Annotated in this window: 22 protein-coding genes; 2 read left to right on the forward strand and 20 right to left on the reverse strand. The window is 41.5% G+C overall.

Annotated features, from left to right (window positions below):
- Positions 1 to 68 precede the first annotated feature (68 nt).
- Positions 69 to 878, forward strand: a complete 810-nt coding sequence (locus tag M4974_RS04195; RefSeq protein WP_248706122.1) for a MerR family transcriptional regulator — start codon at positions 69 to 71, stop codon at positions 876 to 878.
- Positions 879 to 967: 89 nt separating this feature from the next.
- On the opposite strand, the gene M4974_RS04200 is transcribed toward M4974_RS04195, so the two are convergent.
- Positions 968 to 1,345, reverse strand: coding sequence for a hypothetical protein (locus M4974_RS04200; protein ID WP_248706121.1), 378 nt, complete (start codon positions 1,343 to 1,345; stop codon positions 968 to 970).
- A gap of 104 nt (positions 1,346 to 1,449) precedes the next feature.
- The gene (locus M4974_RS04205) at positions 1,450 to 1,944 is read right to left on the reverse strand and encodes a PASTA domain-containing protein (protein ID WP_248706120.1); all 495 of its coding nucleotides are present in this window, start codon (positions 1,942 to 1,944) and stop codon (positions 1,450 to 1,452) included.
- Positions 1,945 to 2,071: 127 nt separating this feature from the next.
- Here M4974_RS04205 and M4974_RS04210 point away from each other — a divergent pair, with 127 nt between their 5' ends.
- Positions 2,072 to 2,509, forward strand: a complete 438-nt coding sequence (locus M4974_RS04210) for a hypothetical protein (protein ID WP_248706119.1) — start codon at positions 2,072 to 2,074, stop codon at positions 2,507 to 2,509.
- A gap of 73 nt (positions 2,510 to 2,582) precedes the next feature.
- On the opposite strand, the gene hpt is transcribed toward M4974_RS04210, so the two are convergent.
- The 18 genes from hpt to M4974_RS04300 form a co-directional block, all read right to left on the reverse strand.
- Positions 2,583 to 3,143: a hypoxanthine phosphoribosyltransferase gene (gene hpt / locus M4974_RS04215; RefSeq protein ID WP_248706118.1), complete on the reverse strand. Its 561-nt coding sequence runs from the start codon at positions 3,141 to 3,143 to the stop codon at positions 2,583 to 2,585.
- Positions 3,140 to 4,435, reverse strand: a complete 1,296-nt coding sequence (purB, locus tag M4974_RS04220) for an adenylosuccinate lyase (RefSeq protein ID WP_248706117.1) — start codon at positions 4,433 to 4,435, stop codon at positions 3,140 to 3,142. Before purB ends, hpt begins: the two co-directional genes overlap by 4 nt.
- A gap of 133 nt (positions 4,436 to 4,568) precedes the next feature.
- Positions 4,569 to 5,786, reverse strand: coding sequence for an OFA family MFS transporter (locus M4974_RS04225; protein WP_248706116.1), 1,218 nt, complete (start codon positions 5,784 to 5,786; stop codon positions 4,569 to 4,571).
- Between the two features lie 46 nt (positions 5,787 to 5,832).
- On the reverse strand, positions 5,833 to 7,497 hold the full coding sequence (locus M4974_RS04230) for a formate--tetrahydrofolate ligase (RefSeq protein WP_248706115.1): 1,665 nt from the start codon (positions 7,495 to 7,497) through the stop codon (positions 5,833 to 5,835).
- 18 nt (positions 7,498 to 7,515) lie between these two features.
- Complete coding sequence (gene purD / locus M4974_RS04235; RefSeq protein WP_248706114.1) at positions 7,516 to 8,763, reverse strand: phosphoribosylamine--glycine ligase; 1,248 nt, start codon at positions 8,761 to 8,763, stop codon at positions 7,516 to 7,518.
- Between the two features lie 15 nt (positions 8,764 to 8,778).
- The gene (gene purH / locus M4974_RS04240; protein ID WP_248706113.1) at positions 8,779 to 10,305 is read right to left on the reverse strand and encodes a bifunctional phosphoribosylaminoimidazolecarboxamide formyltransferase/IMP cyclohydrolase; all 1,527 of its coding nucleotides are present in this window, start codon (positions 10,303 to 10,305) and stop codon (positions 8,779 to 8,781) included.
- Positions 10,302 to 10,892 (reverse strand): phosphoribosylglycinamide formyltransferase, encoded by a 591-nt coding sequence (gene purN / locus M4974_RS04245; protein ID WP_248706112.1) that lies wholly within the window; start codon positions 10,890 to 10,892, stop codon positions 10,302 to 10,304. The genes purH and purN overlap by 4 nt, the downstream gene beginning before the upstream one ends.
- Positions 10,886 to 11,923 (reverse strand): phosphoribosylformylglycinamidine cyclo-ligase, encoded by a 1,038-nt coding sequence (gene purM / locus M4974_RS04250; RefSeq protein ID WP_248715777.1) that lies wholly within the window; start codon positions 11,921 to 11,923, stop codon positions 10,886 to 10,888. The genes purN and purM overlap by 7 nt, the downstream gene beginning before the upstream one ends.
- Entirely contained in the window at positions 11,920 to 13,518 is a 1,599-nt protein-coding gene (gene purF, locus M4974_RS04255) for an amidophosphoribosyltransferase (protein WP_248715778.1), read from the reverse strand. The genes purM and purF overlap by 4 nt, the downstream gene beginning before the upstream one ends.
- Positions 13,500 to 15,722, reverse strand: coding sequence for a phosphoribosylformylglycinamidine synthase subunit PurL (gene purL / locus M4974_RS04260; RefSeq protein WP_248706109.1), 2,223 nt, complete (start codon positions 15,720 to 15,722; stop codon positions 13,500 to 13,502). The genes purF and purL overlap by 19 nt, the downstream gene beginning before the upstream one ends.
- A 1-nt stretch (position 15,723) precedes the next feature.
- Positions 15,724 to 16,398, reverse strand: coding sequence for a phosphoribosylformylglycinamidine synthase subunit PurQ (purQ, locus tag M4974_RS04265; RefSeq protein ID WP_248715779.1), 675 nt, complete (start codon positions 16,396 to 16,398; stop codon positions 15,724 to 15,726).
- Positions 16,395 to 16,661, reverse strand: a complete 267-nt coding sequence (gene purS / locus M4974_RS04270) for a phosphoribosylformylglycinamidine synthase subunit PurS (protein WP_248706107.1) — start codon at positions 16,659 to 16,661, stop codon at positions 16,395 to 16,397. The genes purQ and purS overlap by 4 nt, the downstream gene beginning before the upstream one ends.
- A 10-nt stretch (positions 16,662 to 16,671) precedes the next feature.
- Complete coding sequence (locus M4974_RS04275; protein WP_248706106.1) at positions 16,672 to 17,415, reverse strand: phosphoribosylaminoimidazolesuccinocarboxamide synthase; 744 nt, start codon at positions 17,413 to 17,415, stop codon at positions 16,672 to 16,674.
- On the reverse strand, positions 17,402 to 18,517 hold the full coding sequence (gene purK, locus M4974_RS04280) for a 5-(carboxyamino)imidazole ribonucleotide synthase (RefSeq protein WP_248706105.1): 1,116 nt from the start codon (positions 18,515 to 18,517) through the stop codon (positions 17,402 to 17,404). Before purK ends, M4974_RS04275 begins: the two co-directional genes overlap by 14 nt.
- Entirely contained in the window at positions 18,514 to 18,999 is a 486-nt protein-coding gene (gene purE, locus M4974_RS04285; protein WP_248706104.1) for a 5-(carboxyamino)imidazole ribonucleotide mutase, read from the reverse strand. The genes purK and purE overlap by 4 nt, the downstream gene beginning before the upstream one ends.
- Positions 19,000 to 19,227: 228 nt before the next feature.
- Entirely contained in the window at positions 19,228 to 22,110 is a 2,883-nt protein-coding gene (locus tag M4974_RS04290) for a glycoside hydrolase family 68 protein (protein WP_248715780.1), read from the reverse strand.
- A gap of 109 nt (positions 22,111 to 22,219) precedes the next feature.
- Entirely contained in the window at positions 22,220 to 23,062 is an 843-nt protein-coding gene (locus tag M4974_RS04295; protein WP_248706102.1) for a DUF1129 domain-containing protein, read from the reverse strand.
- Between the two features lie 4 nt (positions 23,063 to 23,066).
- Positions 23,067 to 23,396 (reverse strand): PadR family transcriptional regulator, encoded by a 330-nt coding sequence (locus M4974_RS04300; RefSeq protein WP_248706101.1) that lies wholly within the window; start codon positions 23,394 to 23,396, stop codon positions 23,067 to 23,069.
- Positions 23,397 to 23,422 lie beyond the last annotated feature (26 nt).

Raw genomic sequence — 23,422 nt, forward strand, 5'->3', positions numbered from 1 at the left:
AAAATATTATGTTATCGTAAGTACAATTATAAACTGTATCGTAACGTTACAGTCAAGGAACTATGAAAATGTTAAAAATTAGTGAAATGGCTAAATTAGCCCAAACAACTCGCCGCACCTTAATTTTCTATGACGAACAGGGTTTATTTAAACCAATTTATAAAAATGAATCTGGCTATCGTTTTTATGACTACCAGCAATTATATGATCTATTATTTATCCTGGGGCTACGAAATTTGGATATTCCCTTAAATAAAATCAGGACAATTAAAAATGATTTACAACATCATCACTCTTCACAAGAGCTTTTAAGTGCACAACAACGTATTGATGATAAGATTACAGAACTTACGCGCATACGGGAAATTATTCAGCATAAAACAACTGAGAAAGTAGATTTAATACAGCCTACTTTATATCAACCAGTAATGGCTAAACGTGCTGAAACGATTTTCTGGTGTTCTGATAAATCTGTCAACTGTACCGAAGCTGAGGTGGCGGAGCTCTTCTCACAGTTCTATCAGCAGTTAGCACCAGTTTCGATTATGAGTATTGGCCAATCTGGCTTTTTAACTGATTTATCTGTAGCTAATCCGCGAGGCTATGACAACGCTGCCTTTCGAGTTATTAAAGAGGTGACCAATTCCAATATCCAAACCACGGCTTTACCAACTATAACTAAAGTAGCTGGCCATTATGCTTGTATCTTTGTTGAGAATACTGCACAAGGAATTCAACGAGGACTGCAATCTTTAGCAACTTTTTGTCAAACACATAATTTAAAAGCACAGACAAAATTATGGCAAATTAATACCGAAGGCGTCATCGTTGGAACGGGTGCTTCGCAGTACGGCTGGCTAGAGTTTTTGGTTGAGTAATGTCGATTACTTTAACAATTAAATTTTCACTCAAAATAAATAAAAGAGTAGCTGATTGAGTTGAGCTACTCTTTTTATTCGTTAAATTGTTATTCATCTAAGTTGTTAGCAACCGGATAAGCCGATGGAAAAATATTCAATCCAATCCAGGTAACTGTATAAATAATAAATTGCCTTTCTTCTTCGACATCTGATAAACCATCGATTACTTTTGAAAATTGGCTATGAAAATCAGCTAAGGTTAACTTCATCGAATCCTTAGCAGACAGAATAACTTCAATGGTGGCCTTAATCAACTTGCTCTTCGCTTCAGGATCACGAATCCCATAATCCCATAAGTATAGCGAAAGCGATACTGGATTTTCATTGCTATCTTCAAGTTTAATAGCCACTTCTTGCAGTGCATCAAATAGAATGCGCTCGTTAGCGGTTATATTTTTGTAGCTAGATTCATTAATACTAGTCATTTAGTAACCTATACTTAAATTTTGCTATTTTCATCGAACTGTTAAGGTTAAAAAGTACTAAAGAACACTCTACTGAGGCGCTTTATCATAGTCTTTAACCAGCTCTACTGTTCTTCCTTTTTTTCGATTGATTTCTTTAAATGTAATTTTTCGGTCACATTCGAGGATACTTTAGCAGTCACATCAACAACATGTTTAATATTTGCTTGATTCTTAGCCTTTTTTAAGGCTTTTTCTTCGGCTAATTTTTCTGCTAGTACTTGGCTAGCTTGAATCGTTTGCTCGTCAGCATAGTAAATTTTAATAAAAGTTTTTGGATCAACATTGGCGCCCCCGTGAGGAGTCATGCGCACAACATGATTGATCAGTACATCTGCGTACTTGGCATCTGGGGGTAATTTTACTAGAGAATACTTAAAATCGTAATCTTGCAAAATTGATTCAGCTTCACTAACTGGAAGAGAACGAACATCCGGTAATTTAACGTAATGACTACGTTTTTCTAGTTCTTTACTTGCCATTTTGGCCACTTCATCAATCGCAACTGATGTTAAGGCACTGGCGCCAATACCTTTAATTAACTTATCTAATTTTCCCATGTGATTGACTCCTTGATTTGTTTCCTTAAATTATACAGGATTGTGATTAAAAACATGCAAATAAAACATGGCCTATAGTGAAGACAGAAAGTCTTCAAATCTACGGTTTGCGTAAAGGAGAATAAATATGCAGAAAAAATATAAGTACCTGATAGTCGCAATTGTTAGCGTTGCCCTTACGATTTTGAGTCTAGGACTCTTAGCCGAAAATAATCACGCACTACCCTACTACCAGGATGAGGGCAATCACGTTGTGTTATCTGATAAGGTTAACCAATTGTCATCGAACAAACAAAAAGATGAAATGTTCATTTTAGCTAGAGAGGCACTAAAAAAGGCAATTAATAATGATTCCAAGATTAAATGGGAGAATTTTGAAGATAAGAATCTGTACATCGAAAAGGTTAACCAACCTCATCAATACTACTTTGGGTATACTATACAATCTACATCACCAGCAGTAGTTAGAATTCGATACAATATGCTCATTGAAATTAATAAAGATGATAGCCGCGCTGAGCAAAAGGATTTACAAGTGTTGGATATGAAAATGGGTTTGGAATAACAGTGGAGGAAAATAGCAAAATATTTGCTATTTTTTTGAATAAAAAAAGCCAACCTCAGTCAGCTTTTAAAAATCATATCAAATCAATCTTATCCAAATCCACCACGGCAATCACCGGCAGATTTCTAAAGGAATTATTATAGTCCATACCGTAACCGACCAAGAACTCATCGGGAACTTCCAGACCAGCATAATCAACTTCAAAGTCAACCACCCGAGCGGCTTTTTTATCAGCCAAAGCTACGGTTGTGACGCTAGCAGCACCCTTCAACTCAAAGTAGTCATTCAACCACTGCATGGTCCGACCCGAATCAATAATTTCATCGACAACGACGACGTCACGTCCTGTTAGATCCATGCTGACATCGTGCACGACCTTAACCTGGCCGGTGGAAGAATCACCAGAATAACTTTTAACGTCGATAAAATCAAAGTCAACATCTAAAGGCATTTTGCGTAACAAATCAGTGGCGAAAATTACCCCGCCTTTTAGCACGGCGATGAAAACTGGCCGTTGCTCTCTCTCCGCAAATTCTTCGGTCAATTCGTTGGCCACCCGTTGCACCTGAGCTTGAATATCGGTCTCAGTTGCTAACACACCCTTAATAGCCGGATGATTAATTAGTGATCTCATGCTAAGCCTACTCTCTTGAAAATATCATCGACATGGCGCAAATGGTAATGATAGTCAAAGGCGTCATCAATCTGTTCCTTGGTTAACTTTGAAGTAATGGTTGGATCGGCATCAACCAAATCCCGGAACATAATTTGCTCATCCCATGAGCGAGCTGTCAGCGGTTGCACTGTATCATAGGCGGCTTCCCGAGACATACCCGCATCAATCAAACTCAACAAAAGTCGTTGCGAATAAATCAAACCGTAAGTCCGATCCATATTTTTGCGCATTGTTTCTGGAAAAACACCCAAATTATTCAAAATGCCGGTATGACGGTGCAACATGTAATCTAACAAACTAGTCGCATCTGGTAGAATAATTCGTTCAGCCGAAGAATGGGAAATATCTCGCTCGTGCCAAAGCGTTACATCTTCTAAAGCGGTGACGGCATAGCCTCGTAGCACTCGAGCTAAACCAGTAATGTTCTCGTCACCAATTGGATTCCGTTTGTGTGGCATGGCCGAGGAGCCCTTCTGTCCCTTGGCAAAGCCTTCTTCAACTTCATGGATTTCCGAACGCTGCAAAGAACGAATTTCAGTCGCTAATTCTTCCATTTGGGTCCCAATCAGGGCAATCGTTTGGATGTAATCCGCATGTAAATCTCGAGGCAAAACTTGAGAGCCAATGGGTTGAGCCGTTAGTCCCAATTCTTGCATGGCTACCGCCTCAACTTCTGGTGGCACGTTGGCAAAAGTTCCCACGGCACCAGATAGTTTACCAGTCTCAACTTCAGCCGCAACTCGGTCAAAACGCTCAATTGCCCGGGTGGCGGAAGCATAGAAACGAGCCATCTTTAACCCAAAGGTCGTTGGTTCAGCATGAACCCCGTGAGTACGCCCCATCATGACTGTATCTTTATAAGCCAAGGCTAAACGCTTAATAGCTTCACGCCATTCCTGTAAATCAGCTTTAATGACCTGATTGGCCTGACGTAAACGTAAAGCTTGAGCTGTGTCAACCACATCAGTAGAAGTTAGACCGTAGTGAATCCACTTACGTTCCTCACCCAAGGATTCGGACACATTACGTGTAAAAGCGACCACATCATGCCGAGTTGATTGCTCAATTTCAGCAATTCGATCGATGTCAAAGCTGGCCCTGGCTCGAATCTGAGCCAAATCTTCAGCCGGAACATGTCCAATGGCTACCCAACCAGCAATTACGGCAATTTCAACGTCGAGCCAGCTCTGATATTGGTTCTCTAAGGACCAAATTTGGCGCAGTTCGGGACGAGAATAACGTTCTAGCATTGTTTACTTCCTTATCTAGTGTTCTCTTCTGTACTATAACCAGTATAACAGCTAAATTATGAATTTTATTCGTTATTTATTATCTAATTCAAAATATATTTCAATAATTACTGAAAAACACGAACATTAAAAATTAATCCAATAACATTCGTCTTGGGGTTACCACATAACGACTAATAGCCAAAGCCAACAAATACAGAACAGCAATCGCTAAAAAGACATCTTGATAAGGTAATTTCAAACCATGGACAATCAAACTGGCTAATTGATTCCCCGTTAGACCAGCTGCAGCCCAAGCAGTGAGGGCCAGACCATGAATTTTAGAGATTGCCCGCATCCCAAAGCGATCAGCCAATAGCGGTGGTAAGGCTGAAAAACCTCCACCATAACCAGCATTAATCGAGAAGAAAGCGATGACAATCACGATTGGCAAAAAATTATTGTAATTAGGAAGCGTAAACGATAGGAGGGAAACCACTAAAGACAAGATAAAAATAATTTGATAAATGGTATTGCGATCTTTTAAATTATCTGACCAAGTGGCAAAGCCAATTCGTCCGGCAGCGTTGAAGAAAGCATCAATACTGATAATCGTGGTCATTGCTGCTAGGGAAAAGACCAGAGACCCAGACGAGCTTTTGAGTTCCATTAAAATATCTTTTTCCTGAGAAATAATGGCCAAACCAGCCGTGATATTTAAATAAAACATTAACCAAATTCCAATAAAATTACGATTCTTGAAAAAGGCCCAGGGTTTAAAAGCTTGTTTAAGTGGAACTTCCACCCAACCGGCTGGTTTTTGAATCAATACCCATCCCATTAACATCAAAATGGCAAAAACAAATCCTAAAATCACAAACATCTGCCATAGGCCAAAAGTCAACTGTAAACTGACCATAATGGGTGAAAAAATCATCTTGGCTAAGCCGAATCCAGCCACTGCTAAACCAGTACCTAAGCCTTTATTTTCTTTGAACCAGAGCATCAGATTTTTCACTGGTGTTAGGTAGCCAATCCCAAGACCAATTCCCATAACCACCCCGTAAAAAAGATAAATACCAATCAGTGATTTTTGCTGAATACTAATCCCAGTGCCAATCATCCCCACCGTAAAGAAAAAAGTGGCTAGTAAGGCAGATTTTTTAATATCTTTTTCGACAAAGTGGCCTAATAAAGCCGCTGATAAGCCTAAAAATAAGATAGCCAAGGAAAAAGCCCATTCGACATTGGCAACTGAAGCACCAATTTGACTAGCAATCGCCTGTTTGAAAACACTCCAGGCATAAACAGTCCCAATACAACCATGAATTAATAAGGCAGGTAAAGCAGCGCGAATCCAACGATTTTCCATGTGAGTCACTCCCCCAATTTGGTTGGTCTAGTAGCATTTTAACTAATTAAAATAGTCCGGTTATGCGACCATTTTCGTCAATGTCAATATCTAAAGCAGCGGGATGTTTTGGTAGACCCGGCATTGTTAGAATTGAACCGGTCAATGCTACTAGGAAACCAGCTCCTAATTTCGGAATAAATTCACGAATATGGATGGTGAAGTTTTTTGGTCGGGCTAGTTGCTTAGCATCGTCAGACAAAGAATATTGCGTTTTAGCCATGATAATTGGTAGCTTATCCCAACCCCGCCGCTGAAATTCGGCTAATTGACGTTGAGCCTGAGCAGATAATTCAAAACCTGCTCCACCATAAATCGTTTGGACAATAGCGTTGATTTTATCTTCCACTGAGTCTTGAGCTTGATAAAGAGGCTTAAAATCACTTTCTTTTGCAGTAGTATCAATTACGGCTTGAGCTAATTCTTGAGCACCAGCCCCACCTTGTCCCCAAACATTGGCGACATAGGCCTGAGCACCATGCTCTTGAACATAATCTTTGATTAACTGCATCTCAGCTGGTGTATCGGCCGTAAATTGATTAATAGCAACAAGTACTGGCACTCCATAGCGTTGCATGGCGGCTAAATGTTGACCCAAATTTTCTAAGCCGGTGGCTAAGGCAGTTAAGTTTTCCTCGTTTAGATTAGCTAAAGCGACACCACCGTGATGTTTGAGGGCTCGAACGGTAGCAACAATTACAATCGTATCAGGAGTTTTACCCAACAGAGGCACTTTGACATCTAGGAACTTTTCACCACCTAGGTCGGCACCAAAGCCAGCTTCAGTCACGGCATAATCAGCTAGCTGGAGGGCGGTTTTAGTGGCTAAAATTGAATTAGTTCCTTGGGCAATGTTGGCAAAAGGACCCCCGTGAATGATGGCTGGCGTATGAGCTAAAGTTTGAACTAGATTGGGGTTAATCGCATCCTTAAGTATGACGGTTAAGGCACCGGCCACTCCTAGATCATCAACTGTTACAGGTTCTTCATCATAGGTATAAGCCACCACGATTTTTTTAATCCGAGCTTTTAAGTCCATTAAACTAGTGGACAGCGTCAAAATAGCCATTAGTTCGGAAGCAACCGTGATATCAAATCCATCAGTGCGAGGGACTCCTGACTTAGGACCACCCATACCAATTACGGTATTGCGCAAGGCTCGATCATTAATGTCGAGGACTCGTTTCCAAATAATCCGTCGCGGATCAATGTTCAGCGGATTCCCCTGTTGCAAACTGTTATCCAACAAGGCAGCCAAAGTATCATGGGCCGAAGTTAGGGCATGAAAATCTCCCGTAAAATGTAGATTAATATCAGCCATGGGTACAACTTGGGACTGACCGCCACCGGTGGCACCACCCTTTAACCCCATAACAGGACCTAGGGAAGGTTCCCGTAAAGCAATCATCGTTTTTTTACCGGCCATGGCCAAGGCATCAGCTAAACCAACTGTTACCGTGGACTTTCCTTCTCCAGCTGGGGTAGGATTAATCGAAGTCACTAAGATTAATTTACCTAAATCTGGGGAACGTTTAACCTGAGAATCTAAATTAATTTTAGCTTTATCGTAGCCATATGGTGCCAATTCATGTTCTTCTATGCCAGCTGCTTGGGCAATTTTTTGAATTGGCCAAACTTCTGCCGCTTGCGCAATTTCAATATCTGTTTGCATAACTTCCCCTTTTTTAAATCAAAGATGATTAATGTTGGCTTGATAGCCAATATCACGGCGATAGGCTAACGCTGTATCGATTACATTTAGTTTACGATAAACCTCTGCTTGTGCCAAACTGGTCCTTTGAGCATGAGCAACAACAGTTGCGATCCGGCCACCGGCTGCTTGGCCGTCTTTAACTCCGGCATAATTAATTGTTAAGGGAGCTACTTGCGCTACTGTTGGTACTACTGCACCCGCCTGGGGAGATTCAGGATAGCCGGGTGCAACTAAAACAACGCCCAAATAAATATCCTGACTTTGCCAGTCTGACTGCCCTACTTTTCCATCAAGCAAATTCATAATTAACGTATAAAAATCACCCTGGTACTGTGGTAAAACGACCTGGGCTTCTGGATCACCAAAACGCACATTATATTCAATAACCTTGGGTCCAGTTTTGGTCCACATCACCCCAGTGTACAAAACTCCAACAAAGGGCGTATTTTCACTTTGCATAGCCGATAAAATGGGCGTTACTAATTGATCAATTGCCATTTGCTTTTGAGCGGAGCTCACCCAGGTCAGTGGACTATAAGCCCCCATCCCCCCGGTGTTCGGCCCTAAATCATGATCAAAACGGCGTTTGTGGTCTTGTGCTAAGGGGGTATGAACCACCGTTCCATCTTTACCAACTAGAGAAAAAATTGAAAATTCAACGCCCTTTAAAAATTCCTCGATGACCAAGGTAGCTTGCGGATCTTTTGTAAAGATATTTTGAAGGTAATCCTGATACTGTTGCTCATCTACAATGATGCTAACCCCCTTACCTAAAGCCAGACCATCTAATTTAGCTACTAAGGGGTAACCAAATATATCTGGGAGAACAGCGGCTGCGCTCAATGAGTGGACCGTTTTTGACCGAGCAGTAGGGATATTGTATTTAGTTAATAAGTCTTTAGCAAAAGATTTGGAACCTTCTAATTGGGCAGCGGCTTGGCTAGGCCCAAAAATGGCTAAGCCAACTTGTTGAAATGCGTCAACAATTCCTAAGGTCAGGGGGTCTTCACTGCCGACAAAGGTTAAATCAATTTGTTGATCTAAGGCCAATTGCCGAAGTGCTACTAAATCTGTGACCGGAATGGGCACTATTTTTAAACCAGTATCCGTCATCCCATCGTTGCCAGGAGCAACGATAACTTGGTCAACCTGTGAACTTTTTAGAAAGGTTTGAGCTAAAGCATGTTCCCGTGCTCCTGATCCAACTATCAATACTTTTTTCATGTTTTCCCCATTGAATTAGTGCTTAAAGTGGCGATTACCAGTGAAGACTAAGGCCACGCCAAGCTCATTGGCTTTATCAATTGAATCTTGGTCCTTGATTGACCCACCCGGCTCGACAATCGCCTGAATACCATGTTGGGCAGCATATTCAACTGAATCAGCCATTGGGAAGAACGCATCCGAAGCCAAAACTGCATGCTCAAAGCCAGCTTTATCTTGGGCCTTATTAATGGCGTAGACAACTGAATCAATTCGATTGGGCTGACCGGCGCCAATGCCTAATGTTTGCCCATTTTGAGCGACCAAAATAGCATTTGACTTAACATGTTTCACCGCTTTTTGGGCAAAGAGCATGCTTGCTAACTGCTCGGAAGTTGGTTGCACCTTGGAAACGACCTGCCAATTTTCCGGTAATTCCTCGACCAAATCACGTTCTTGAACCAACATCCCACCTAAGACCGAAGTCACCTCGAGTTCTTGCGGAATTTGGTTAGTAAATGGCAGCGTTAGTAAACGCAAATTTTTCTTAGCAGCCAAGATTTCATAAGCTTCCGGAGTATAACTGGGTGCGATAATGATTTCTAGAAAAATACTGTGCATTTTAGTCGCCGTTTGCGCATCGACCTCACGATTCAAAGCGACAATTCCACCAAAAATGGAAACATCATCGGCAGCAAAGGCCTTATCCCAAGCCTCTTCAATGGTTTTCCCCTGAGCAATTCCAGCAGGATTCATATGTTTTACGGTCACTACAGTTGTATCGGGATATTCGGCAATAATGCGTAGGGCCGCATCTGCATCACGAATATTGTTATAAGACAGCTGCTTCCCATGCAAAATATCAGCCTGTAAAATTGAGTAACTTTCAGGCAAAGCATCAGTATAAGCAGCCGCCTTTTGTTGGGCATTCTCACCATAACGAAGGTCGCCAAACTTATCATAGGGTAAGGTTAAGCTAGCTGGAAACTCACTATCTATCAGATAATCAGCAATCAAAGCATCATAAGCGGCAGTGTGTTGAAATACCTTAGCTGCTAATTTTTGGCGGAAATTTTGGTCCGCTGTTCCCGCACTAAGTTTTTCAATAACGGTGTCATAGTCTTGGGGGTCAATAATTGGGAGTACGGCTGCAAAATTTTTAGCTGCAGATCGTAACATAGAAGGACCGCCAATGTCGATATTTTCAATCGCTTGTTCTTGGGTAACAGTCGGTTTTTGAATTGTTTCTTTAAAGGGATATAAATTTACAACCACTAAATCGATTGGTTTGATATTAAATTCGGCTAATTTCTCCATATGTTCTGGTAAGTCCCGCCGAGCTAAAATACCGGCGTGAACACGGGGATGCAAGGTCTTAACCCGCCCGTCTAACATCTCCGGGAAATTGGTCACTTCATCAATTGGGATAACTGGAATTTCAGCTTCAGTTAAAGTGCGATAGGTTCCACCTGTCGAAACTAACTCATAGCCTAAATCAACCAACTTTTGCGCAAAAGGCACCAAACCACTTTTATCAGAAACACTTAATAATGCTCGACTCATTTTGTAAACACTCCTTTTTCTAATAACTCTGCTAAAACTTGCGGATATAACTGATGCTCAACTTGATGAATTCGATTTTCTAAATCACTTAATTGGTCGTCAGGATAACGTATCACCCTTTGCTGGGCGATAATTTGCCCCGTATCAACCCCATCGTCAACAAAATGAACAGTTACCCCAGTTTGATTAACCCCAGCTTGATAGGCATCTAAAATACTTTGACGACCAGGAAAAGCTGGTAAGAGGGCTGGATGTAGATTGATGATTTTACCAGCATAGGCATGAACCATTGTAGGGGATAAAATCCGCATATAACCGGCCAGTAAAATTCCTTGAACCTGATCTTGGGCTAACTGGTCTAAAATCGCTTCTTCAGCCGCACTTTTATTAGAATATTGTCGATAATCCACTAACCTAGCTGGTAAATTCCACTTAGCAGCAATTTCGAAGGCACCGGCTTGGCGTTGATCTACAATGACCCGCACAATCTGTGCCGGTAAATCTTTTTGAACAATGGCTGTTTGTAAAGCCGCTAAATTGGTTCCCCTCCCTGAGGCAAAGACCGCCAGGCGAATTTTTTTTACCATGGCGCCACCCCATTCAAGATTACGCTTTCATGTTTTTTAGGAACCATTTCGCCGATTACATAAGCTGGCTGTTGTGATTCTGTCAGACTGTGCATCACCCCCTCCACCTGCTGTTTTTTGACAATTAATACCATACCCAAACCATTATTAAAAGTTAGGAGCATGTCTTGCAGGCTTAATTCTCCAGCAGTCTGCACGGTATTAAAAATCATTGGAATTGGCCAAGAACCCCAATTAAGCTGAGCAGTTAAATTATCGCTATAGGCTCGAGGTAAATTTTCCAATAGACCACCACCAGTAATGTGGGCAATGCCGGTAACTAAGTGCTGATTAATTAACGGCCAAACAGCGCTACTATAAAGGGCGGTTGGTTTTAGCAGTGCGTCTTGTAATGCTGGTGCTAGATTTTGAAAATCATTTTCAGTTTTAAGCTTTAAAACCGAACGCACCAAAGAATAACCATTGGAATGCAGACCAGTCGATGGCAAACCAATTAAGACATCACCAGCCCCGACATTTTGAGGCTGAAGTAAATCTTGCGTTTCAGCTACTCCGACAGCAAAAGCAGCTAAATCATAATGATACGGAGCATACAAACCTGGTAGTTCAGCACTTTCACCACCAATTAGTGCCATTCCTGTTGCCTTGGCTGCTTCGGCAATACCAGTCACAATTTCGGCTACCACTGCTGGCCGCATTTTATCAACCGCCAGGTAATCCAACATAAAGGCTGGTTTTGCTCCTTGGGCTAAAATATCGTTAGCCACCATGGCAACCAAGTCTTGGCCAATCGTGTCGTGCTTATGAGCAGCAATGGCCAAAAGTAATTTAGTACCAACCCCGTCGGCGCCGGCAACTAACACTGGATTGTGGTAACTAGAACCTAGAGAAAACATGGCGCCAAAGCCACCGAGTCCATTTAAAACGTTCGGCGTAAAAGTATCTTCTACCGCAGCTTGCATTAATTGAACGGCGGTTTGCCCTGCTTGAATATCAACTCCCGCTGCTTGATAGGCGTTTTCTTGGGTCAACTTTGGGCCTCCTTCAATTGTTTACTCACAGTCTTATGACTGGAAAACATTAGGGCTTCATTTTTCAACGAAATTACTTGTGATGGCTGATAAGTCTGACTAGGTTCCGGCGCAAAATCAACTTGTCCTGCAAGCGATGCTTGTGCTAATTCTGGCTGATAATCATAAATAGGGCTGGGGTAATGGCCATCAAAATAGGCCGTTGTTAGGCCACTACCGCTGCCAGTAAAGGGTAAATCAATTGCTTTAATCAGATACTCTACCGACAAAAATCCCAATGAATCGGCACCGATTTTGTGGCACATTTGCTCCAAAGTGTAATTAGCCCCAAGCAACTCCGCAGTAGTTTGCATATCAATTCCGTAAAAAGCCGGAAATTTTAAAATTGGGCTAGCAATGCGCACATGGACTTCTTTAGCTCCAGCGGCTTTTAACATGCGAACAATATACATTGAGGTGGTACCACGAACAATTGAATCGTCAACTAAAACAATCTTCTTACCTGTAACGACTTCCCTGACCGCACTAAGCTTCATTCTTACTGCTCGTTCTCGTTTATCCTGGGTTGGTTCAATAAAAGTACGGGCAATATATTGATTTTTTACCAATCCCATTTCATTGGGTAAGCCGGCGACTTGCGCGTACCCAGCAGCCGCTAATAAGCTTGAATTAGGAACTCCAACGACCATATCAGCTCCTGGCACTGGTTGCTCCTGAGCTAAGGCCTGTCCCATTTTTTTACGTGCCTGATAAACACTCACACCATGTATCTTTGAATCGGGTCGGGCAAAATAAATGTATTCCATGGAGTCAATATTTAAGGTTGTTTTATCGGTAAAGTGATCAATTGTCAGACCTTCGTCATTGATAGTAATCAGCTCACCCGGTTGAACATCCCGAATAAAATTGGCCCCAACGACATCTAAAGCCGCAGTTTCGGAAGTAACTACGTAAGCTCCTGTGGACATTTGGCCAATAACAAAGGGTCGAAAACCATGCGGATCTAACGCTGCATACAACCCATGGGGGGTCATTAAAATATAAGCAAAACCACCCCGTAATTGCTTGAGAGATGATTTCAGTTTATCCGTAAAATTAGTTTGAGGAGCACTTTTTAGTAAATGCAACAGGATTTCTGAATCAGAAGAAGTATTAAAGATTGCCCCTTGTGCTTTTAGAGCAGCTCGAAGCGATAAAGCATTGGTTAAATTACCATTGTGTGCTAACGCTACTAGCATTTGATCCATCCCCACGGTCATCATGAAGGGCTGAATATTTTCTAAGCCATGTGAACCAGCTGTAGCATAACGAACATGGCCAATAGCACTAGTTCCGCTTAAAACCGCCATCCGTTGAGGGTCACTAAAGACATCACTGAGTAGGCCCAAACCACGTTCACGTTTAAATTGACCGCCTTGGTTAACAACAATGCCAGCTCCTTCCTGACCACGATGTTGCAAAGCATGTAATCCATAATAAGTTTGTTGGGCCGCATCAGCTTGCTGCCAAATACCGAAAATACCACATTCTTCATTTAATCCATGAAGGCCTTCGTCACTGTAACCACTGGTTTTTCCTAGTCCTTTAGTTGCCATGTGATACTCTCCTGATAAATTTTTTGAAGCTCGGCTCGTGATAAATGCACGATTTCTTCACTGGTTTCAAGCTGTAAATCATCACTATCTACTACCGTTCCAAGGTACTGAGCTTGTTTACCGGCTAATGCCTCAAAGGCTGACTGACATGAAGCTGGTACGGTAACGATAAAACGGCTGGGTGTTTCAGAAAAGAGATATTTCGCTGGTAACTGCGTTTGAATTTTAAAACCTAAATGACCGGTAAAACTTGCTTCTAACAAGGCAACTGCCAATCCCCCCTCAGCTAGATCATGTGCACTGGCAAGATAACCAGCTTGATTAGCCTGTAAAACTAATTTTTGGGCGGCCAATTCGTCTTCGGCATTAAAGTCAAACAATTGACCAGTAATTTTACCAGTCTGCATTTTTTGAATTTCAGTCCCGGTAAAACTGTCTTTAGTTGCCCCAACCAGATAAATTAGATCACTGGCCTTTTTAAAACCAATCGTTAAAGCCTGCTCTACGTCTGCTAATAAGCCAACCATCCCAATCATTGGAGTCGGATAGATTGGCTGCCCATCAGTTTCGTTATACAGGGACACATTGCCAGAAATAACCGGCGTATTCAGCAGTTTAGCCATGCTATTAATACCAGCCACTGCCTGATTGAGTTCGTAATATACTTCTGGATTATCGGGTGACCCAAAATTTAAACAGTCCGTAATTCCAATAGGTAAAGCGCCAGTTGCCACAATGTTTCGAGCCGCTTCGGCTACGGCCATTTGTCCGCCTTTTTTCGGATCTAAATAAAGATAACGACCATTGACATCAGTAGTCATTGCCAAGGCTTTTTTAGTGCCTCGAATTCTAACCAAACTAGCATCACCACCGGGTTTAATCACTGTATCTGCCCGTACCATCGAATCAAAATGGCGAAAAAGTGAGGCCTTGGAAGCAATGGTAGTTTGACCAATTAATTGTTTAATCGTTGCCGTCAAATCACTAACATCGGGTTGATACTGACTTTTAATGAAATTTTCCAAACGTTTTGGCTTTTGCTCAGCTAACTTTGGTTCAAGTGGATGAGTCAAGAATCGCAAAGGTAAATCCGCCACGACTTTGTCTTGGAAATTCAAAACATAACGGCCATTATCAGTGACAGTACCAATCATTTGGGCATCAAGATTATTTTCTCGGAATAGGTCTAAAATTTTTGATTCTTGGCCAGCTTTCACAACTAAGAGCATTCTTTCCTGTGATTCCGAAAGCATCAGCTCGTAGGGAATCATCCCTGTTTCTCGCTGAGGGACCAAATCCAAATTTAATTCAATTCCCATGCCAGCTTTATCGGCCATTTCAGCACTGGAGGATAGTAAACCAGCCGCCCCCATATCTTGAATACCAACAATGATGTCGGCATGGTCACGAATAGCCATTAAAGTTGTATCCATAACTAACTTTTCTAAGAAAGGATCGCCAACTTGCACAGCCGCTCGGTCGGCTTTTTCCTGACTCGAAAATTCAGCCGAGGCAAAGGAGGCTCCATTCATACCATCTCGACCAGTTTTGGCTCCGACATAAATAATGGCATTGCCTACCCCTTTTGCTTGACCAACCTGCATCGTGGCTTGATCCATCAAACCTACGGCCATGACATTTACCAAAGGATTACCGGCGTAGACATCATCAAAGGCCATTTCCCCACCTACGGTAGGAATACCAATTGCATTGCCGTAGCCCGCAATCCCAGCCACAACACCATCGACCAAGTGTTTCGTATGAGCATTATTCAGTTCACCAAAACGCAGTGAATCTAAGACGGCAATTGGCTGAGCTCCCATGGAAAAAATATCACGTAAAATCCCACCAACACCAGTTGCTGCCCCTTCATAGGGTTCCACAAAACTAGGATGATTATGACTTTCAGCCTTAAACACAACTGCCTGATGATCCCCAATGTCTAAAATGCCAGCCCCTTCACCCGGTCCTTGTAGCACGCGCTCATTTTGTGACCAAAATTTACGTAAAACAGCCTTTGATTTCTTATAGGACACATGTTCCGACCACATTCCTGAAAAAATACCAGTCTCGGTAAAATTGGGTAGGCGGTCTAGCTCAGTGACAATCAGCTGATATTCCTCTTCGGTCAATCCCCATTGTAAGTATAATTTTGAATCAAGAATTTGCTGTGGCGTTAGCTCTTTAAGCCTACTGGTCGTCATCTTATTTCCTTCCTACTGCCATACCCAACGTCTGTAATATACTTTTGAAAAACGGATGTCCGTCCGTATTGCCCGTAATGGCATCCACTGCCCGCTCTGGATGGGGCATCATGCCAAAAACATTACCAGCTAGATTCATCACCCCAGCAATATTGGCCACCGACCCATTGGGGTTGTCGGCGTAGCGGAAAACAATTTGATGATTGGCTTCCATTTCCGCTAACGTTGCTGAATCAACATAGTAATTTCCCTCACCGTGAGCAATTGGTATTTTAATCCGTGAATCAGCATAGGCATTGGTATAGGTCGTATTAGAATTATCAATTAATAAATCGACTTCGTCACAAATGAAACCAGGTTGTTCATTGCCAAACAGTTGACCGGGTAACAGACCAGCTTCAGTCAAAATCTGAAAACCATTGCAAATACCGACCACAATTTTGCCGTCCGCCGCAGCTTGGCTAACAGCCGCCATAACTGGTGCAAAACGGGCAATAGCACCACTTCTTAAATAATCACCATAAGAAAAACCACCGGGCAAAAAAATTGCGTCATAGTTTGACAGGTCGGTGGTTTGAGCAGAAACCACCGTGGGTTCAAAGTCCAAATCAGCTAAAGCATGAAACAAATCTAAATCGCAATTGGATCCTGGAAAGGTAATCACAGCTGCTTTCATGCCTGCACCTCATCATCGGTTGAAACAAGTTCAAAACGGTAGGTTTCAGTATTTTGATTAATTAGTAAGGCGTCAGTAAAATTGGCTACCTCATTCTTAGCGGCTGCCACATTAGGCGCTGCTAAGTTGACTTCAAAGTATTTCCCTTGCGTAACACTGCTGATACCCTGATAATTCATTCGTTGTAAAGCTGCCTGTATCACTTCTCCTTGAGGATCCACGATGGATGGTTTGTAAGTCACATAAATTTTTGCCGTGTACATAAATTTCCTCCTAAATAACTTGCTCTAAACGATGCAAAACCTCGCGATAGCCAATGGTCACATCACCAGTGTGCTGACGAAAAACGTCTTTATCTAAAGAATGACCCGTTTGCTGATCAATCAAACGCATGTTATCCGGCGATAATTCATCAGCAAGGATGATTGTTCCTGCCAGATTTTTACCAAATTCCAACTTAAAATCAACTAAACGAATACCGACTTGGTCAAACAATTGCACCAGTAAATCATTAACGATTTGCGCTTGCTGCCTTAAGACTGATAAATCATCAGGACTGGCAAAGCCTAAGGCTAAAATTTGTGAATCATTAATAAAAGGATCATCTAGGGCATCCGATTTATAATAAAACTCCTGTACCAAGGGGTTTAATGGCATTTGATTCGGTACAGCAAAGCGACTAACAAAGTGACCGGCAGCAAAATTACGACTAACCACTTCAATTGGTATCATTTGTAGAGCCTGCACCAATTCGTCCGTTTGGGAAACCGTTTTTAAATAATGTTGCTCAACACCATGTTTTTGTAAGTAGGTAAAAAGTAAATGACTGATTTTGCTATTAATTTTACCCTTACCGACAATGGTTTCTTTAACCTTGCCATTTAGTGCTGTAGCCTGGTCTAGATAATGAATCCAAAGAATATCTGGTCGGTTGGTTAAGTAAACTTGCTTAGCCTTCCCCTCATACTTCAAATTTCCCTGTTCAATTACTGCATTATCATAGTTAGTGTTGCCCATGTGCTTGCCCCCATTGTTCTAAAGCCCTAATGGCTGAATCACCGATGACTGTGATATGCCCCATCTTACGTTGAGGTCGAATGGCTCCTTTGCCATAATCATGGAAATGCCACTCCGGATGATGAATTAAGTCTTGTCGGGCAGCGATTATATCCTCTCCTAAAAGATTCAGCATCATCGCCGGTTGCTCTTGAGTAATAGGTGGCAACGATAAACCAGTAATACTGCGAATATGACCTTCAAATTGCGAAATATTGCAAGCTTCAATCGTATAGTGTCCAGAATTATGAGGTCGTGGTGCCAATTCATTAACCCAAATTTCCTGATCGGTAACAAATAATTCAATTCCCAACACACCTCGCAAATTCAAGGACACGGCAATTTTGTGAGCTAGGCGTTCAATTTCTTTAGCCTGAGAATCGCTAATCGCAGCCGGGGCATAACTACGGTGCAAAATATGATCCTGGTGAAAATTTTGAGCAATCGGCCAAGTCGTCAATTTCCCTTGAGCGTCACGCGTAACCATGATGCTGAGTTCTTTATCAAAGGCGACTCTCGCTTCTAAAATCAACTCCCCTGCTGGAAAATCTGATAATAATTGCTGGGTGTCGGAAGCATCGTTGACGTTCCACTGGCCATGACCGTCGTAACCACCATGGCTAGTTTTTAAAATCGCTGGATAACCAATTTCAGCCAGTGCTACTTCAAAATCAGCCTTAGAATTTACAACTTGAAAATCAGTTACTGGCACCTGCGCAACTTCTTTAATAAAGTTCTTTTCGGCGATACGATTGCTTGTAATCTCTAGTAATTTTCTTCCTTGAGGAATTGGTTGGGAGACTGTTCGTAACGTATCAACGGATACATTTTCAAATTCGTAGGTTAAAAGGTCACTTTCTTGGGCTAAAGCTGCCACGGCTTTAGGGTCATCATAGGCAGCTACAACTTGAAAATCGGCAACCTGTCCAGCTGAACATGCTTGATCAGGATCCAAAATGCCAATTTTATATCCCATACTTTTAGCTGCTAAAGCCATCATTTGCCCTAATTGACCTCCGCCGATAATACCGATAGTTGCTGGCGGTAAAATGGGTGCCGTCATTTTAGCTCCTCCTCACTGGCCATGGCCGCTTGTCGATCTGCTTCTCGTTTAATATTTAATTTTTTTAATAAAACTGGATTTTGTAAAGCTAAAATCTGAGCCGCCAGTAAAGCTGCATTAGTGGCTCCGGCCTGGCCAATGGCGACCGTAGCAACTGGTACACCAGCAGGCATTTGTACAATTGACAAAAGTGAATCCAAGCCATTCAGGGCGCGTGATTGAATCGGCACCCCAATGACAGGTAAAGTTGTATTGGCCGCTAACATTCCTGGTAAATGGGCAGCACCACCAGCTCCAGCTATGATTACTTGCACACTTTGGCTTTGTGCGTCTTGCCCATAATTTTGTAATTCAATCGGCATTCGATGCGCTGAAATGATATGTTTTTCATAATTAATCTCAAGCGCTTCTAGTTGCTGAGCAGCAAGTTTCATCGTGGGCCAATCACTCTTAGACCCCATAATTAGGCCAACATCTGCCATATCGCCCTCCATTGTTCGGTTTTTATACAAAATAACGATTTCAAATAATTTTATGTTCGATTTACGTATTATTCTAACAGAATAATTTTGATAATGTTCGTTATTTATCTCATAAACTTCTTAAATTCCAAAAAAATAACCATAAAATCCGGATAATCATCCAAATTCCACGGTTATTAATCGTTTTAAATTCTAATTTTTAAGACAGCAAGCAAACATTTACTGTTTTTAGTTATTGCCGAACGATGTTAGTCCAACCAGAGTAGTCCAAAATGCTGACCAAGTATAATCATGGTTAGCTAGCAAACCAGCTTGGGGTAATGCAGTACTCAGCGATTGACTCTGACTATTCATCGCAGCCAATGAGTTTTCTTGTGATTGGCTTGTTGCACTATGTTGTGAAGTTGCTGAAATACTACTGTTGTCGACTGATTGATCAGTTGGATGGCTAAGTGCACTGAGCATTGATTCAAAGATTCTGTTTGGTAAAAGGTTCAGGCCAAAATCTGATTGGCTATTTTGATCCGACAGGTAGGTCGAATAGCGAGTCGGCGTTACCACCACATCCCCCTGACCCAAAACCTGATCAGTCACCATCGTGGTCGAATCACCGTCAATTTTAAGTAACAAAGACGGAGCAAAAGTTTTATGATTTAAATAGGCTGTTACCACGAATTCATTACTGTTTGGATCCTGATTAGGAATGACATAATGAGCATAGGTAAAATCTGGACTATCTTGTGGAATGTTTGACACTAGGACTAAACCATTGCCATTTAAAGGTTTATAATGCCCGTTAATACCATCCTCTGAGACAAAGCCCAACATATAAATCGGATAGTTATTCTGATCATTACCATGCACCAACAAATCAGTACTGGCCATGTGCGAGCCACGGGTATCGCTAAAGAGATACCATTTATTTTGAAAATGAACCAAATTAGGACGCTCTAATTCATCATTAGCCGCATTGGCTGTGACCAATGGATTCATGACCTCTTTAACAGTAAAATCTGGATTAAGACTCATAATGCCTATCGCAGCATTAGCCATATAGGTCTGCTGATATTCATTAGTCCCCACGCTGTCAATTAAGCGCTGCCGTTCTTTTAAGAAGGTATCCCGATCTTTCGAATAGTAAGCTTGATTATAAAAATTATCCAAACCTTGGTTGCCAGTTTGCGTGCCCGTATTACCTTCAAAAACCAGATAATACTGATTGTGATCAGCTACTAAATGTGGATCTCGTAAACAATAATCGTCCCAGACCGATCCAGCAAAACCAGCCATATTCTGCTGGTTTTGATAGAGCTTACCATCCCCAGCATATAGGGAGCGGTGGTCGGTCGTCTTACTGTGATTAATTACCAAACCGTTGGCCCAATCATTGTCCTTAGCCTCCACGGAGATTTGGGCGGTAGTTAGTACCTGACCACCCGGTGTCATTAAATGCGTATGATTGGTGTAAAAGACCCGCAATGTATCATCATTGGGATTTAACATAACGGTTGATCCAGACCACTCAGCCTGCATGTATTTCAAATAAGGATCATTAGCAACTGCGCCTTCACCAAACTGATTAAATAGATTCCCAAGATAGGTCCAAGAATTAACACCAGTTTGACTGCCATTAATGGGCTGAGAAAACAGCCCCATTTTAGCCGAAATTCCACCCTTAGGAGCTGTTAGACCAATTACCAAGTGATAGCCATGATAATTTGCTAAAGTGCCATCCGTATTTTGGACTGGCCAAGAATCCCAAACTTCCAAAGCTTCTTGACGGCCCAGTAAGGAACTACGTTGAATGGCGCCCTTAAGCTCTTGATTGAGGGTTTGGTCAACTGGCCGAGGTGCCTGATATTTGGGATTATTAACATTTTCCGCAATGCTGGACATATCATCACGGGTAAAGTGAGTCCAGTTAAAATCATCATCATAAACTTGTCTAGACCTAGTTGTGGCTTGCTCATTTACCCAGCCAATATTGTTAGCGTATTGAAAAGGAATCCGCCCATTTTGCTTGGCACCAATGCTGGTAATGGCTACATTATAATCATCAATTTTACCCAAAATAGCATCTGAACTTGAGTCTACATAGACCGGCGTATTTTTTTGTACGTAACCGCGCGAATAGAGAAGATTACCCATCGGACGAGCATCATCGACAATTTTAGTATTGACCTCAGTCAGCGACATAATCGATTGGGTACCTTGATTAACAATATTGTCAATAATCGTCGGAATAAGCTGAAAAAATGTATCCTTAACCGGAATTGCTGGACTTTGGTCGCTAGAATCTTGTGGATTAAAGATATTTAAAGGCATCAACAAGGCCGGGGCTAATCCGCCTACTATGTTAGTAATCGCATCCCACCAATTAATTTTGGTCAAACCGAGTGCCATTGAAATCATGACATCTTGTTGGGCATTCAATGTTTGAAACTGCTTTAACAGCATATCAAGGTTTTGATTGCCAGTCGGTTGACCATTCGTGTCGATAATTGTTTGTTGGATATTATCAATTGCAAACTGTAATTGATCCTCTATCCCAGCATTTTGAGCAATTGATATTACCTGGCTCTTAATGTTATCCAACATTTGCTCATCAGGCTGAGAAAAGCTAAAGGGATTATTGGCAGTAATATTATCAGTAGTACTTACCTGAAGCTTGTCGGTATTGATTAATTGCTGATTAAAATCTGAAGTTTGAGCTGAGAGTTGACTAGTAATCGTGCTAGTGGAAATAGTATCAATGTCGTCATAACTAGTGCTAGTACTGCTGTCATTGAAATTAACACTCTGACTTTGCGGATTAATAGCCTCACTAGTAATAGTTTGAGAATCCGTAATACCGCTGCTCGCAGATGTGTTGGTATTCCCCAATGAATCATTCCCATTCAGTAAACAGACATCCGGTTGATATGCCATTGTTTGACCAGCATCTTGCTGATTTTGTGAGGGCACACTTTCGTTAGCTGCTGCTTTAACATTTTGGCCGAATAATTGTACGCCTAAAATCGTGCTACAAATTAAGGTTGTTACTAGCCAGTGACCATCAGTTTGAGTTGATTGAGTTTGTAATTTTTTTTGAGCCATAAATAAATATTCCATATATATGAAAGTTAACAGTATAATCCGTTTATTATAGCAGAAAAGACAGCGTTTAATGGCAAAAAACATTCAATTAACGATGACGGATTGGTTAATATTACAGTTCAGATTACTCTCCTTTGTTTTCTGAAGATTTAATAATAACCACAGTAACTATCCAGAATATTACTAAGAAAATGGCCAACAGACCAGCCAGAATATTTTTCCCAGGTTTCGTTTCCGTTAAGTAAGAACCCACTACTGGTAATCTGGTAAGAATCCCCAATAAAGTTAATTCAAGACTAAATAAGATAACAGGTCGACCCATTTTCTTATAGCCGGCAAAGTGACTATAAATAATTAATATAGCCATTAGTAACAAAATAATAATAATACCAATCCAACCCGTTAACTTAATAATGAGTGGCGTCTTGACGAACAAGATGATGAGCATTAGAGGCAGCACAAGTAAACAACTGGCTAGCCACATCAAGGCAAAGTTCAGGATTCGATTATTAATGACCTGACGCATCCCATAAATAGTTCCTGCTAAATATTTAAAGCCAAACCATATCACTAGCAACATGTACAAACTCGAAAAAATCAAAGTACCAAAGTCAATTCCTTTAGTGGGGATCACCAGCGCTGGTAACATTGAAAAAAGAATATAACCAAGAACGATAGTGCCAATCATTTTAATAGCTGTCCTACCGGAATTTGGTAGTTGTTGCAAGTATTCATCGGCCAAACGTTTAGGATCTTTACCAAAATACTTTTCGGCACTCTGTCCGTCATTTTGCGCATCCAAAATATCTTGCAAAACACTTAATAAATAGGATTCAATGGCTTGCTCGTCATGATGCCAGCTAGATAAACGCACATACATCAATAAATTTTCATAGTATCTTTTGTTGTTCTGGTTTAACTTTTCCCGTAAAAAATTATTACTTTGAATCATGTCATTAACATTCATCTTCTTATCGCTCCTCTATCAATTTGTTGACAATTTGAGCTAAAAATTGCCATTCCTGTACGAATTCCTGTCGGGCTACTTGGCCAGCCTGCGTAACATGGTAATATTTACGATCTGGACCATTTTCAGATGGCTGCATTTTTCCAACAAGATAATTCCGTTTTTCCATAGCCGTTAATAAGGGGTAGATGGTCCCCTTGGGAATGTTATCTAAACCATACTGATTTAACTGGGTGCTGATACCATAGCCATAGTCAGGCTGTTTGGCTAGAATCATCAACATAACCCCTTGCAAAATCCCCTTTAACATTTGACTGGATATATTGGGTTGCATTGTATTCACCTCTAATATGTTTAACC

The sequence above is a fragment of the Convivina praedatoris genome (assembly GCF_933208495.1).
GTDB classification, from domain to species: domain Bacteria; phylum Bacillota; class Bacilli; order Lactobacillales; family Lactobacillaceae; genus Convivina; species Convivina praedatoris.

Bases quoted from the DNA above. Each gene is read 5' to 3' on its own strand.
- M4974_RS04295 (WP_248706102.1), bottom strand. From the start codon at position 23,062: ATGAATGTTAATGACATGATTCAAAGTAATAATTTTTTACGGGAAAAG.
- purQ (WP_248715779.1), bottom strand. From the start codon at position 16,398: ATGAAAGCAGCTGTGATTACCTTTCCAGGATCCAATTGCGATTTAGAT.
- purB (WP_248706117.1), bottom strand. From the start codon at position 4,435: ATGCTAGAACGTTATTCTCGTCCCGAACTGCGCCAAATTTGGTCCTTA.
- M4974_RS04210 (WP_248706119.1), top strand. From the start codon at position 2,072: ATGCAGAAAAAATATAAGTACCTGATAGTCGCAATTGTTAGCGTTGCC.
- M4974_RS04205 (WP_248706120.1), bottom strand. From the start codon at position 1,944: ATGGGAAAATTAGATAAGTTAATTAAAGGTATTGGCGCCAGTGCCTTA.
- M4974_RS04225 (WP_248706116.1), bottom strand. From the start codon at position 5,786: ATGGAAAATCGTTGGATTCGCGCTGCTTTACCTGCCTTATTAATTCAT.
- purD (WP_248706114.1), bottom strand. From the start codon at position 8,763: ATGAAAAAAGTATTGATAGTTGGATCAGGAGCACGGGAACATGCTTTA.
- purS (WP_248706107.1), bottom strand. From the start codon at position 16,661: ATGTACACGGCAAAAATTTATGTGACTTACAAACCATCCATCGTGGAT.
- purL (WP_248706109.1), bottom strand. From the start codon at position 15,722: ATGACGACCAGTAGGCTTAAAGAGCTAACGCCACAGCAAATTCTTGAT.
- purE (WP_248706104.1), bottom strand. From the start codon at position 18,999: ATGGCAGATGTTGGCCTAATTATGGGGTCTAAGAGTGATTGGCCCACG.
- M4974_RS04290 (WP_248715780.1), bottom strand. From the start codon at position 22,110: ATGGAATATTTATTTATGGCTCAAAAAAAATTACAAACTCAATCAACT.
- purK (WP_248706105.1), bottom strand. From the start codon at position 18,517: ATGACGGCACCCATTTTACCGCCAGCAACTATCGGTATTATCGGCGGA.
- purN (WP_248706112.1), bottom strand. From the start codon at position 10,892: ATGGTAAAAAAAATTCGCCTGGCGGTCTTTGCCTCAGGGAGGGGAACC.
- purF (WP_248715778.1), bottom strand. From the start codon at position 13,518: ATGGCAACTAAAGGACTAGGAAAAACCAGTGGTTACAGTGACGAAGGC.
- purH (WP_248706113.1), bottom strand. From the start codon at position 10,305: ATGAGTCGAGCATTATTAAGTGTTTCTGATAAAAGTGGTTTGGTGCCT.
- M4974_RS04195 (WP_248706122.1), top strand. From the start codon at position 69: ATGTTAAAAATTAGTGAAATGGCTAAATTAGCCCAAACAACTCGCCGC.
- M4974_RS04230 (WP_248706115.1), bottom strand. From the start codon at position 7,497: ATGCAAACAGATATTGAAATTGCGCAAGCGGCAGAAGTTTGGCCAATT.
- hpt (WP_248706118.1), bottom strand. From the start codon at position 3,143: ATGAGATCACTAATTAATCATCCGGCTATTAAGGGTGTGTTAGCAACT.
- M4974_RS04300 (WP_248706101.1), bottom strand. From the start codon at position 23,396: ATGCAACCCAATATATCCAGTCAAATGTTAAAGGGGATTTTGCAAGGG.
- M4974_RS04200 (WP_248706121.1), bottom strand. From the start codon at position 1,345: ATGACTAGTATTAATGAATCTAGCTACAAAAATATAACCGCTAACGAG.
- M4974_RS04275 (WP_248706106.1), bottom strand. From the start codon at position 17,415: ATGGGCAACACTAACTATGATAATGCAGTAATTGAACAGGGAAATTTG.